The organism is Klebsiella sp. K4 (assembly GCF_014596785.2).
GTDB classification, from domain to species: Bacteria; Pseudomonadota; Gammaproteobacteria; order Enterobacterales; family Enterobacteriaceae; genus Klebsiella; species Klebsiella pneumoniae.
The window spans coordinates 3,908,190-3,920,468 of record NZ_CP115021.1 but is presented as its reverse complement, the minus strand read 5'-3'; the positions used below and the strand labels follow the sequence as shown (position 1 = coordinate 3,920,468).

Annotated in this window: 11 protein-coding genes; 7 read left to right on the top strand and 4 right to left on the bottom strand. The window is 60.8% G+C overall.

Annotation, left to right across the window (positions count from 1 at the left end):
• Positions 1-318: a type II toxin-antitoxin system RelE/ParE family toxin gene (locus IB144_RS19480; RefSeq protein ID WP_004142563.1), complete on the top strand. Its 318-nt coding sequence runs from the start codon at positions 1-3 to the stop codon at positions 316-318.
• Complete coding sequence (locus IB144_RS19475; protein ID WP_004142561.1) at positions 311-598, top strand: helix-turn-helix transcriptional regulator; 288 nt, start codon at positions 311-313, stop codon at positions 596-598. Before IB144_RS19480 ends, IB144_RS19475 begins: the two co-directional genes overlap by 8 nt.
• Positions 599-862: 264 nt before the next feature.
• Here the strand turns inward: IB144_RS19475 and nfsB are convergent, their stop codons facing one another.
• The 3 genes from nfsB to IB144_RS19460 form a co-directional block, all read right to left on the bottom strand.
• On the bottom strand, positions 863-1,516 hold the full coding sequence (nfsB, locus tag IB144_RS19470) for an oxygen-insensitive NAD(P)H nitroreductase (RefSeq protein WP_004178896.1): 654 nt from the start codon (positions 1,514-1,516) through the stop codon (positions 863-865).
• 119 nt (positions 1,517-1,635) lie between these two features.
• Positions 1,636-2,004 carry an MmcQ/YjbR family DNA-binding protein gene (locus IB144_RS19465; RefSeq protein ID WP_004142557.1) on the bottom strand — a complete coding sequence of 123 codons (369 nt, stop codon included), beginning with the start codon at positions 2,002-2,004 and terminating at the stop codon, positions 1,636-1,638.
• Positions 2,004-2,585, bottom strand: a complete 582-nt coding sequence (locus tag IB144_RS19460; RefSeq protein ID WP_004176968.1) for a TetR/AcrR family transcriptional regulator — start codon at positions 2,583-2,585, stop codon at positions 2,004-2,006. The genes IB144_RS19465 and IB144_RS19460 overlap by 1 nt, the downstream gene beginning before the upstream one ends.
• Before the next feature lie 178 nt (positions 2,586-2,763).
• On the opposite strand from IB144_RS19460, the gene IB144_RS19455 reads away from it, so the two are divergent.
• Together IB144_RS19455 and IB144_RS19450 are read left to right on the top strand one after the other, a co-directional pair.
• Complete coding sequence (locus IB144_RS19455; RefSeq protein ID WP_020316605.1) at positions 2,764-3,879, top strand: MBL fold metallo-hydrolase; 1,116 nt, start codon at positions 2,764-2,766, stop codon at positions 3,877-3,879.
• A 30-nt stretch (positions 3,880-3,909) separates the two neighbouring features.
• Entirely contained in the window at positions 3,910-4,251 is a 342-nt protein-coding gene (locus IB144_RS19450; RefSeq protein WP_002893035.1) for a RamA family antibiotic efflux transcriptional regulator, read from the top strand.
• Positions 4,252-4,268: 17 nt separating this feature from the next.
• Here the strand turns inward: IB144_RS19450 and IB144_RS19445 are convergent, their stop codons facing one another.
• A complete protein-coding gene (locus IB144_RS19445; protein ID WP_002893037.1) occupies positions 4,269-4,517 on the bottom strand; it encodes a DUF1158 domain-containing protein in 249 nt (82 codons plus the stop codon).
• Between the two features lie 502 nt (positions 4,518-5,019).
• Between IB144_RS19445 and IB144_RS19440 the strand changes: the two genes are divergently transcribed.
• From IB144_RS19440 to IB144_RS19430, 3 genes are read left to right on the top strand one after another with little or no spacing between them, the layout of a single operon-like run.
• Positions 5,020-7,743: a cation-transporting P-type ATPase gene (locus tag IB144_RS19440; protein ID WP_046654607.1), complete on the top strand. Its 2,724-nt coding sequence runs from the start codon at positions 5,020-5,022 to the stop codon at positions 7,741-7,743.
• Positions 7,744-7,795: 52 nt separating this feature from the next.
• On the top strand, positions 7,796-8,875 hold the full coding sequence (locus tag IB144_RS19435) for an efflux RND transporter periplasmic adaptor subunit (protein WP_046654605.1): 1,080 nt from the start codon (positions 7,796-7,798) through the stop codon (positions 8,873-8,875).
• 13 nt (positions 8,876-8,888) lie between these two features.
• A complete protein-coding gene (locus tag IB144_RS19430; protein ID WP_004178904.1) occupies positions 8,889-11,981 on the top strand; it encodes an efflux RND transporter permease subunit in 3,093 nt (1,030 codons plus the stop codon).
• Positions 11,982-12,279 lie beyond the last annotated feature (298 nt).

The window sequence follows — 12,279 nt, the reverse complement described above, 5'->3', positions numbered from 1 at the left end:
ATGTTCAGATTGGTTGTGCATGTGGACGTTAAAAAGGAATTGCAGGCGCTTCCGCCCATTGTCCAGGCGAAGATGATCCGGCAATTAGACAAGTTACGCCAAAATCCCACCGCGCTGAGAGAACCTGACAGTAAACCGCTGGGGCAGGGGCTATTTGAAATTCGTGCGTTAGGTTCGGTACAGGGGCGAGGGATCTACGTTTTTCAGCAAGGCAAGACGCTCTTTCTGCTACGGGTTTTTGTCAAGAAAACGCAAAAAACCCCGTCATCGGAAATTCGCCTGGCGCTGAAGCGATTAGAGGAGATGCGCAATGAGTAAAAAGATCATTGACTGGGATACGTTAAAAACAGAACTGCTTGGCCAGCCTGAGGTTCAGGCTGCATTCGATGCGCAAGAACGTCAACAGCGATTACGTACTATGCTGGCGCAATGGCGCGAGCAGGCGGGGCTAACCCGAGCCCAGGTGGCGCAGAGGATGGGGGTGAGTGCGCCGACAGTCTCCAGAATGGAAGCCAATATCACCCGCGCCAGTCTGGATACCTTAACGCGATACGCGTTAGCCTGCGGTATAAAGCACCCGCAAGTTTTACTTTACTAACGCGCTCGGTGGCTATTCACTTACCGGCGCAAATTAACGACAGGTCGCACGGGCCGTAGGCCGGGTAAGGCGTAGCCGCCACCCGGCATAAAAGCCGCTCCGCGCCCGCAGCCCCTGCCCGGCGGCGCTGCGCTTGCGCGGGCCTACGTTGAGGGGTAACAATCTGATAGAGAGATGGTTACGTAGGCCGGGTCAGGCGTAGCCGCCACCCGGCAATAACAAGCGGCACCAGAGGCGCCCGGTGAAAGGCGCCTGGTGGAGAGATTAAATCTCGGTAATGGTCGTCGACTGCGGCAGACGCGACTTCGGCAGGGTAGCGTTGAAATCTTCTACGCTATGGTGGCCGACCGGGACCACCACCAGGCTGGTGTAGCCCTGGGCTTTCAGGTCAAATTCCTCATCGAGGATCGCAAAATCGACCCCTTCAATCGGCACGGCGTCGAGACCCATCGCCGCTACGCCCAGCAGGAAATTGCCGACGTTGAGATACACCTGCTTTGCCATCCACTGATCGTCATCTTTCAGCTCTTTGCGGTGCATATCGGCAAAGAAGGTGCGACCCTTGTGGTTAGCGGCTTTTGCGTCCGGGGTGGCGAAACGGCCATCGGCCTCTTCCTGATCCACCACGCGCTGCAGCCAGGCGTCGTCCATCGCGGTTTTCGCGCAGAACACCACCACGTGCGAGGCGTCGAGAATTTTACGTTCGTTGAACACGTAGGTGCCGCTGGCGGCTTTCGCCACGCGAGCTTTGCCTTCATCGGTGCTGGCGACAATAAAGTGCCACGGCTGGGAGTTGGTGCTAGACGGGCTGTACTGCAGCAGCGTTTTCAGCTGTTCCGCTTCCCCGGCAGTCAGCTTTTTCGTGGCGTCAAAGGCCTTGGTGGAATAGCGCTTCAAAGCGACCGATACGATATCCATAACTCTTCCTCACAGTTTACAGCACCTTACCGGTGCGTTCAGGAGAGGAAGAGTACAGCGAAGATCGCAAAATGATAAGGGTGAAAAATGCGATAACACTTATCGCATTTGGCTGAAAATCAGCGCGGACGCAGGCGCTGCTGGGCCTTTTTACTCAGCTTGTTCACCACCTGATGCCACGAATCGTCAATCAGCTCGGCCAGCAGATCCTCGCTGATATCCTCTCCTGGCACCACCGTGATCCAGTGTTTCTTGTTCATATGGTAGCCGGGTTCGATACTGCGATAAATTTGCTGATTCAGCAGCGACTTCTGCGGCTCGGCCTTGAGATTGACCAGCGCCCGCCCGCGAATAGTCATGGTGATCATAAAGATGCGGCCGTCGACCTTAAACACGTCGTACTCTGGCCCAAAGGGCCAGCAGTGTTCGGTAAACGGGTAGGTCAGGGCGATACGGTGAGCGCAGGGATGCAGTGTTTCCGGCGTCATTATGCGTCCGCCTCATGCAGGGCGTGCCACATGGCTTCAAAGCCGAGGGCGATAATCTCCCGGGCGCGCTGCGGATCGTGGCTGGCGAATTCGATGGTGGTTTCCGCCAGCGACAGAAACAGGGCGTCGCCAAAGGCGCGGTACGCCTCGCTGAGGAATATCTCTTTCACCGACAGCTGGCACATTTCGTTGAGCTCCGGAAAGCTCTCTTTTACCTGGCGGCGGGTTTCGTCGGTGATGCGCTCGCTGAGCGCCATCCGGCGGATCGCTTTGTGCTCCATCGGGTTGCGCACGCCCCAGTCGATATAGCTGTTCCAGATATTGCGCGCGTTCTCTTTCGGGCGCTTCTCGTCCGGATCCAGCCCGGCGATCATTGTGCGCACCAGGCGCAGCTTAATCGCGAGGTACAGCTCGTTGAGCAACTCATCCTTGGTGGCGAAATAGCGAAACAGCGTTCCCTCGGCCACACCGGCGCTGCGGGCGATGGCCGACGTCGAGGCGGCTATGCCGGACTGGGCGAAAGCCGCGGTGGCAGCTTCCAGTAACGCTTGCTTTTTATCTTCACTCTTTGGACGAGCCACTACTTTTTTCCTCACGCAGGTTAAACAAACCGCCGATCTTGGCACGTCTGACCAGGTCGCTGCAACGGCGGAACGCAAAAATTGAAAATCGTCTTGACGACTTTCATCGCTTTCCTAATAATGAGTGCGTACTCACTCATAATCAAGTTATATCATAAAGCCTCCGGGATGGGGGCTTTTGTCTGGTCAGGATATGAACCGTGTCACTTTCAGCGTGGTCGCCATCATGTTACTCGCAGCAGCAACGACATTGCCGTTTGTTCTTAATGCCGGTTTTGGTAAAGCGCCGCAGGGGGCACAGCTTAGCCAGGTGGAAGCGTCTCCCCACTACCGGGACGGCCAGTTCCATAACCAATTGCCCACGCCAGGGTTCACCGGGCAGAAAAATATGCTGGCGGCGTGGTGGGATTTCCTGATGACCAAACGGGAAAACGCCCGTCCCGCGCAACCGCTGCCGCTGGTGAAGACCGATCTGGCGACGCTGCCCCTCGGGCAGGACGTGATGGTCTGGCTCGGCCACTCCTCCTGGTACCTGCAGCTGGCGGGAAAACGCATCCTGATCGACCCGGTGTTCAGCGATTACGCGGCGCCGTTCTCCTTTATCAATAAAGCCTTCCCCGGCGACTATCCGTGGCGGGCGGAAGGGATGCCGGAGATCGATCTGCTGATCATCTCCCACGATCACTACGACCATCTGGATTACGCCACCATTCGCGCCTTACTGCCGAAAATTAAGCGGGTCATTACGCCGCTGGGGGTCGGATCGCATCTGCGCTACTGGGGAATGGACGGGGCGCTGATTACCGAAGCGGACTGGCAGCAGGCGGTACCGGCCAGCGACGAGCTCACCGTCCACGTGCTGCCGGCGCGGCACTTTTCCGGCCGTGGGCTGAAGCGTAACCAGACGCTGTGGGCCAGTTTTCTGTTCGTTACCCCGCAGCAAAAGATTTATTACAGCGGCGACAGCGGGTATGGGCCGCACTTTAAAGCGATAGGCGATGAGTTCGGTCCGGTCGATCTGGCGATCATGGAGAACGGGCAGTATGACCAGGACTGGAAATATATCCACATGATGCCGGATGAAACGGCTCAGGCTGCCGACGACCTGCGCGCTCGCGCGGTGCTGCCTGGGCATGCAGGACGATTCGTTTTGGCGAAACACAGCTGGGATGAACCGTATCAACGGCTGGCGGCTGCCAGCGAAGGAAGGGCCTGGCGTCTGCTGACGCCTGTGCAGGGCGAGCCGGTGTGGGTCGCCGATAAGACGCAATCATTTAACGCCTGGTGGCGCTAAGCGCCAGTGCAGTATCAGAGGAGAGAGCATATGACGATTTCCGCTCAGGTGATTGATACTATCGTCGAGTGGATTGATGATAACCTGCATCAACCGCTGCGTATTGATGATATCGCTCGCCATGCCGGGTATTCGAAATGGCATCTGCAACGGCTGTTTTTACAGTACAAAGGGGAGAGCCTGGGGCGCTATATTCGCGAAAGGAAGCTGCTGCTGGCCGCCCGCGATCTGCGCGACACCGATCAGCGGGTCTACGATATCTGCCTGAAGTATGGCTTCGATTCGCAACAGACCTTTACCCGCGTCTTTACCCGGACCTTCAATCAGCCGCCGGGCGCCTACCGCAAAGAGAACCACAGTCGCGCCCACTGAGGCGCGCCTCTCCTGGTTTACCGCTCGAGGGAAAACCAGCGACGCCACACCCAGCGCAGCACCAGATACTCAATGGCGCCCAGCGCTAAGAACCACAGACAAAACAGCACCGTATAGAGCTGGTTGAGATCCATCATATGGAATGTCTCAACCAGCTTTTGCGCCAGCGTCAGGCCCAGCGAAGGCGCGGGCAACAGCAGACAGGAGAGCAGGGCCAGCAGTAAGATCCCGGCGGCGGAGAGCAGCGTTTCCAGTGGATGTTTCATGTCATGTTAATCATCAGTTAAAAAACATATTGTCCGGTAAAATAATGCTTAACGCAATATGCTTTGTTTTTTTACTCGCTATAACACGACTATTTTAAATATTATCGCCTGCCTTTCGCTCTCATGTTAATTAATCTGAAATAATTTGTAATTAAGTTAATTGCAGCCGGGTGTAAATTAACGTCATTATTATGCCAGCGCTTTTACAAAACTGTAAGTGCTATATCCCACCAGCGTAGCAATGATAATGGCTAGCGCGATGTACAGCGCCAGTCGGCGCCCGCGGTAGATTCCAAACATATTTTACCTCGTTTAGTTTTGGTTTATTAATATTCTGTAATAGTTGGTTTGTGGAATTAACTTATCACAAAATTTTTATTTTGCGAAAAATTTAGACTTGTATTGGTTCACATTTTTATCGGCATTTTTGCCCTCTTTTACTTCATTGGCCAGGAATGATTTCAGGCTTTCCGACTCACGGAATTTATAAGGAAAATGTAAATTGACCAAGATGAATAACCCAAAGTTTACGACGCCCTCGGGCGACACCGCGCCACGGCAGGTCTGGCAGCAGACCGTTGACGCAGTGCTGGCGCAGACCAAAAGCCAGGCCGCTGGGTTAAGTTCCGCAGACGCCGCCGAGCGCCTGAATACCTGTGGGCCGAATGCGCTGCCGGAAAAGAAAGGCAAACCGGGCTGGCTGCGCTTTCTCGCCCACTTTAACGACGTACTGATTTACGTGCTGCTGGCCGCCGCGGCGCTGACCGCCATCATGGGGCACTGGGTCGATACCCTGGTGATCCTCGGCGTGACGGTGATTAACGCCCTGATCGGCCATATCCAGGAGAGCAACGCCGAAAAATCGCTGCAGGGGATCCGCAACATGCTCTCCAGCGATGCCCGCGTCCAGCGTAACGGCAAGCATGAGACTATCCCGACGCGCGACCTGGTTCCGGGGGATATCGTTATCCTGCGCGCCGGCGACCGCGTGCCGGCGGATATGCGCCTGATTGAAACCCACAACCTGCGGGTGGAAGAGGCGATCCTCACCGGCGAGTCGACGGTGGTGGATAAAATCACCGACGCGCTGGAGGGCGATCTGCCGCTTGGCGACCGGGTGAACATGGTCTTCTCCGGGACCACCGTCAGCGCCGGCGGCAGCGTCGGCGTGGTGACCGCCACCGGCGCGCAGACCGAACTCGGCCATATCAACCAGATGATGGCGGGTATTGAGAAGCACCGTACCCCGCTGCTGGTGCAGATGGATAAGCTCGGCAAAGCGATTTTCGCCATTATTCTCGCCATGATGGTGGCGCTGTTTATTTTCAGCCTCGCGCTGCGGGATATCCCGATGGGCGAGCTGCTGCTATCGCTGATTAGCCTGGCGGTAGCCGCGGTACCGGAAGGACTGCCGGCGATCATCTCGATTATTCTGTCGCTCGGCGTGCAGACGATGGCGCGCAAGCGGGCGATTATTCGTAAGCTGCCGACCGTGGAAACCCTCGGCGCCATGACCGTGGTCTGCTCGGATAAAACCGGCACCCTGACGATGAACGAAATGACCGTCAAAGCGATCATCACCGCCGACTGCTGCTATCGGGTGGAAGGCGACAGCTACGAGCCGCAGGGGCGGATCTTCCTCGAGGGGAGCGATGAGCCCGTGCAGGTTCAGCCCGGCACCGTGCTGGAGACCTGGCTGCGCACCATCGACCTGTGTAACGACAGCCAGCTTACCCAGGATGAGCGCGGTCTGTGGGGGATCACCGGCGGGCCGACCGAAGGGGCGCTTAAAGTGCTGGCGGCGAAAGCGCAGCTCCCGGCGGTGGAGGCCCGTCTGGTGGCCAAGATCCCCTTTGACTCGCAGTACAAATATATGTCGACCCTGCAGCACATCGATGGCAATGCCCGGGTGCTGATCACCGGTGCGCCGGACGTTATCTTCGCCATGTGCCGCGAGCAGATGAGCCGCCACGGCGCGGTGCCGTTCGAGGCGCAGTACTGGGAAGAGGAGATGGCGCGCTTCGCCCGTCAGGGACTGCGGATGGTGGCGGCGGCCTGTAAGCCGGCCAGCCTTGATGCCACCACCCTCAACCATGAGGACCTGCAGGAGGGACTGATTTTCCTCGGCATCGCCGGGATGATGGATCCCCCGCGTCCGGAAGCCATTGACGCCATCCACGCCTGCCAGACCGCCGGCATACGCGTGAAAATGATCACCGGCGACCACCCGCAGACGGCGATGAGCATCGGCCAGATGCTGGGGATCACCAACAGCAGCCAGGCCATGACCGGCTACCAGCTGGAGCACATGGACGATGCGGCGCTGGCGAAGGCGGCGGTGGAGTACGACATCTTTGCCCGTACCAGCCCGGAGCATAAGCTGCGCCTGGTGAAAGCCCTGCAGGATAACGGCGAAGTGGTCGGCATGACCGGCGACGGCGTCAACGACGCGCCGGCGCTGCGCCAGGCCGACGTGGGTATCGCCATGGGTATCAAAGGCACCGAAGTCACCAAAGAGGCGGCCGACATGGTGTTAACCGATGATAACTTCGCGACCATCGCCAGCTCGGTAAAAGAGGGCCGTCGGGTCTATGACAACCTGAAGAAGACCATCCTCTTCATCATGCCGACCAACCTGGCGCAGGGGCTGCTGATCATCATCGCCCTGCTGGCGGGGAACATTATTCCGCTGACCCCGGTGCTGATCCTGTGGATGAACATGGCGACGTCGGCGACGCTCTCCTTCGGCCTGGCCTTTGAGGCCGCAGAGCGCAACGTGATGAACCGTCCGCCGCGTAAAACCGGCCAGCATGTGATGGATGGTTTCGCCGTGTGGCGAGTGGCTTTCGTCGGGTCGATGATCGCGATTGCCGCCTTTATCCTTGAGGCCTGGCTGGCGCCGCGCGGCCACAGTCCGGAGTTTATCCGCACCGTGCTGCTGCAGATGCTGGTGACGGCGCAGTGGGTCTACATGATCAACTGCCGCAGCAGCGACAGCTTCTCCCTGAGCATGGGTCTGCTGCGCAACAAAGGCATCTGGCTGGTGACCGGCGTCCTGCTGCTGATGCAGCTGGTCATTATCTATGTCCCGCTGATGCAAAGCATGTTTGGTACGGAAGCGCTGCCGCTGCGCTACTGGTTTGTCACTCTGGTCATCGGCGTCGCCATGTTCCTGGTGGTGGAAATCGAGAAGCGTCTGACGCGCCGGTTCCGCAAAACGGCCTGAACAATCTCGCGCGCCTCGCTGCAGGCGCGCGTTACTGTCGCAAGGATCCTCTATGATTAAAACCTTCCGCTTTGCTCTGCTGGCCTGCGGTCTGGTCGGCGGCGCCCTGACGGCGACCGCCGCGCCGGCGGTGCCGGTCCGCGTCGCCACGGTTGAACTGGCTCCTCATGCTGAAGAACGCGCTATCCCCGGGCGGGTCGAGGCGATCCGCGCCGTCGACATTCGCGCGCGCACCGAAGGGGTGATTGTTCAGCGCCACTTCCAGGACGGGCAGTATGTTACCGAAGGCGACCTGCTGTTTACCCTCGACGACGCGCAGCCCCGCGCGGCGCTGGCTCTGGCGCAGGCCGAGCTGAAAAGCGCCGAAGCCTCATTACGTCAGTCGCAGCAGTTGCTCACTCGCTACGAGCGGCTTATCAACAACCACTCCATCAGCCGCAACGACGTCGATACGGCCCGGATGCAGCGCGACGTCGCCGCCGCTGCCGTACAGCAGGCCAAAGCCCGCGTCGAGGCCCAGCGGATAGTGCTCAGCTACACTCAGATTACGGCGCCGGTGACCGGTCGCGTGGGCCATAGCGCCTTTCACGTCGGGACGCTGGTCAATTCGTCCAGCGGCGTGCTGGTGGACATCGTGCAGTTGGATCCGGTGCGGGTCTCGTTCGCCCTCGACGAAGCCGCGTTTTTCAGTAAAACCGGCCAGCACGCCGATATCCACGCCCTGAAGCAGGCGTGGCTGGCGCAGATTGAGGTTGATGGTAAACGGCGCGACGGGGTGTTGACCTCTATCGATAACCGGATCGACGCCCGCACCGGCAGCGTAGCGGTGCGGGCCGAGTTTGCCAATCCGCAGCACCGTCTGCTGCCGGGGGGCAGCGTGACGATCCTGTTCCGTCCGCAGGAACTGCCGTCGCGAGTGATGGTCCCTGCTGCCGCCGTGCAGCAGGATCCGCAGGGCTTTTTCAGCTGGGTGCTGAAGCCGGACCACACCGCCGGGCAGCGTCGTCTGACCCTCGCGGGGCAGCAGGGGCAGCAGTTTGCGGTCGAGAAAGGGCTGCAGGCGGGCGAGCAGGTGATCACCGACGGCGCGCAGCGGTTGCGCGAAGGCGCCGCGGTGCAGGTGCTGAACTAGCTAAGGAGAAGGGATGCTGACCTTTTTTATCCGTCGTCCGCGATTTGCCATGGTGATCGCGCTGCTGCTGACCTTTGTCGGCGCAGTGTCGCTGAAGCTGATCCCGGTGGAGCAGTACCCGGCGATCACCCCCCCGGTGGTGAACGTCAGCGCCAGCTGGCCGGGCGCCAGCGCGTCAGACGTGGCGGAAGCCATCGCCGCCCCGCTGGAGACCCAGCTCAACGGCGTCGATCATATGCTGTATATGGAGTCCACCAGCTCGGATGAGGGGACGTACCGCCTGAGCATAACCTTCGCGGCGGGCACCGATGCCGACCTGGCGGCGATCGACGTGCAAAACCGGGTGGCGCAGGCGCTGGCGCAGCTCCCGGCGGAGGTGCAGCAGAATGGCGTCCAGGTGCGCAAGCGCGCCAGCAATCTGCTTATGGGGGTAAGCCTCTACTCGCCGCTGGGCACGCTGTCGCCGCTGTTTGTCAGCAACTACGCCAGCACCCAGGTGCGCGAGGCGCTGGCCCGCCTGCCCGGCGTCGGCGAGGTGCAGATGTTTGGCGCCCGGGATTACAGCATGCGTATCTGGCTGCGCCCGGACCGCATGAACGCGCTCAACATCACCACGGATGATGTCGCCCAGGCGCTGCGCGAGCAAAATGTGCAGGGCGCGGCGGGGCAGGTGGGCACCCCGCCGGTATTTAACGGCCAGCAGCAGACGCTGACCATCAACGGGCTGGGGCGTCTGAACGAGGCGGCCAGCTTTGGCGAGATTATCCTCCGCCGCGGCGCGCAGGGGCAGCTGGTGCGCCTCGCCGACGTGGCGACCATTGAGCTGGGCGCCCGCAGCTACAGCTCCGGCGCCCAGCTGAACGGTAAAGCGTCGGCCTATCTGGGGATCTATCCGACGCCCACCGCCAACGCCCTGCAGGTCGCCAGCGCAGTGCGTGCGGAGCTTAACCGCCTGCACACTCGCTTTCCGGCGGATCTCACCTGGGAGGTGAAGTTCGATACCACCCGCTTTGTGGCGGCGACGATCAAAGAGATCGGCGTCTCGCTGGCGCTGACCCTGCTGGCGGTGGTCGTGGTGGTGTCGCTATTTTTGCAGAGCTGGCGGGCGACGCTGATCGTAGTGCTGGCGATCCCGGTGTCACTGATCGGCACCTTTGCGGTGCTCTATCTGCTGGGCTACAGCGCCAACACCCTCAGCCTGTTCGCGATCATTCTCGCCCTGACGATGGTGGTGGATGACGCCATTGTGGTGGTGGAGAATGTGGAAACCAAAATGGCGGAAGGGCTGGATCGCCTGCAGGCCACCGCCCAGGCGCTGCGGCAGATCGCCGGGCCGGTGATCGCCACGACCCTGGTGCTGCTGGCGGTGTTTGTGCCGGTGGCGCTGCTCCCGGGGATCGTCGGCGAGCTGTACCGGCAGTTTGCCGTGACGCTCTCCACCGCGGTGGCCCTGTCGAGCCTGGTGGCGCTAACCCTGACGCCGGCCCTCTGCGCGCTGCTGCTGCGCCCGCGTCCTGCCCGGCCAGCGGCGGTGTGGCGGGCGTTTAACCGTCTTCTCGACGGCACCCGCGACGGCTATGGCCGGCTGGTAGGCTGGATGAACCGCCGTCCCTGGCTGGCGCTGGCGGCGACGGTGGCGGCAGGCGCGCTGGTGGCGTTCAGCTTCACCTCGATGCCGAAAGGCTTCCTGCCGCAGGAAGATCAGGGTTACCTGTTTGCCAGCGTGCAGCTGCCGGAGGCGGCGTCGCTGGAGCGTACCGAAGCGGTGATGGCCCAGGCGCGTAAACTGCTGATGGCTAACCCGGCGGTGGAGGATGTGATTCAGGTGTCCGGGTTCAACATTCTCAACGGCACCAGCGCCTCTAACGGCGGGTTTATCTCGGTAATGCTCAAGGACTGGCATCAGCGGCCGCCGCTGGATGCGGTGATGGCGGATATTCAGCGCCAGCTGCTGTCGCTACCCGAGGCGACGATCATGACCTTCGCGCCGCCGACCCTGCCGGGCCTGGGCAATGCCTCGGGGTTTGATCTGCGCATCCTGGCGCAGGCCGGTCAGTCGTCGGCGGAGCTGGAGCAGGTGACGCGGGAGATCCTCCAGCTGGCGAACCAGCATCCGCAGCTGAGCCGGGTGTTTACCACCTGGAGCAGCAACGTGCCGCAGCTGACCCTGACGGTCGACCGCGACCGGGCGGCGCTGCTGGATGTGCCGGTGGCGCAGATCTTCAGCAGCCTGCAGACGGCGTTCGGCGGCACGCGCGCCGGCGATTTCAGCCGTAACAATCGTGTCTATCATGTGGTGATGCAAAATGAGATGCAGTGGCGTGAGCGGGCTGAGCAGATTAGCGAGCTGTACGTCCGCAGCCGCGACGGCGAGCGGGTGCGGCTGAGCAATCTGGTCACCATTACGCCGACGGTGGGGGCGCCGTTTATTCAGCAGTACAATCAATTCCCGTCCGTGTCGGTGAGCGGTTCAGCGGCCGAGGGGGTCAGCAGCCGCACGGCGATGGCGGCCATGGAGCAGATTTTGCAGGCCCATCTGCCGCCGGGATATGACTATGCCTGGAGCGGGATCTCCTGGCAGGAGCAGCAGACCGGTAATCAGGCGGTGTGGATCGTGCTGGCGGCGGTGGCGATGGCGTGGCTGTTCCTGGTGGCGCAGTATGAGAGCTGGACGCTGCCGGCGAGCGTCATGCTCTCGGTGCTGTTCGCCATCGGCGGAGCGCTGCTCTGGCTGTGGACCGCGGGCTATGCCAACGATGTGTATGTTCAGATAGGGCTGGTGCTGCTGATCGCCCTGGCGGCGAAGAATGCGATTCTGATCGTTGAGTTCGCCCGCAGCCGGCGCGAGGAGGGGCTGTCGATAGTCGACGCTGCGCGCGAGGGGGCTACCCGCCGCTTCCGCGCGGTAATGATGACCGCGGTGTCATTTATTATCGGCATCATGCCGATGATGCTCGCCACCGGCGCCGGGGCGCAGAGCCGGCGGATCATCGGCACCACGGTGTTCAGCGGGATGCTGGTGGCGACGATGGTTGGCATCCTGTTTATCCCGTCGCTGTATGTACTGTTTCAGCGTATGCGCGAGTGGGCGCATCGGCGGGGCTAAGCGCGGCGCTACCGGTCGGTAACGGGGATACTCCAGGCTGCAACGACTACCGGGCGGTCCCCTCTCCCTTTGGGAGAGGGGTAGGGTGAGGGTGGGTTTTGCGTTCACGTTGCGTTTGGGCGTGAGCCCCGCCTTATCTGCCGACCTCCGGTTCGCCGATTTCAGCGGGAATCGGCCCTGCTGCACGCCCGTAGATTTCAGGGGCTATACCATAGCGAACAGACTCTGTAGGCCCGGTAAGCGCAGCGCCACCGGGCAAGGACATCGGGCACGGCGGCAATACCTTGCCCGGCCTGTC

Excerpts from the sequence above, each read along its gene's own strand:
- IB144_RS19480 (WP_004142563.1), top strand. The coding sequence starts at position 1 with ATGTTCAGATTGGTTGTGCATGTGGACGTTAAAAAGGAATTGCAGGCG.
- IB144_RS19475 (WP_004142561.1), top strand. The coding sequence starts at position 311 with ATGAGTAAAAAGATCATTGACTGGGATACGTTAAAAACAGAACTGCTT.
- nfsB (WP_004178896.1), bottom strand. The coding sequence starts at position 1,516 with ATGGATATCGTATCGGTCGCTTTGAAGCGCTATTCCACCAAGGCCTTT.
- IB144_RS19465 (WP_004142557.1), bottom strand. The coding sequence starts at position 2,004 with ATGACGCCGGAAACACTGCATCCCTGCGCTCACCGTATCGCCCTGACC.
- IB144_RS19450 (WP_002893035.1), top strand. The coding sequence starts at position 3,910 with ATGACGATTTCCGCTCAGGTGATTGATACTATCGTCGAGTGGATTGAT.
- IB144_RS19445 (WP_002893037.1), bottom strand. The coding sequence starts at position 4,517 with ATGAAACATCCACTGGAAACGCTGCTCTCCGCCGCCGGGATCTTACTG.
- IB144_RS19435 (WP_046654605.1), top strand. The coding sequence starts at position 7,796 with ATGATTAAAACCTTCCGCTTTGCTCTGCTGGCCTGCGGTCTGGTCGGC.
- IB144_RS19430 (WP_004178904.1), top strand. The coding sequence starts at position 8,889 with ATGCTGACCTTTTTTATCCGTCGTCCGCGATTTGCCATGGTGATCGCG.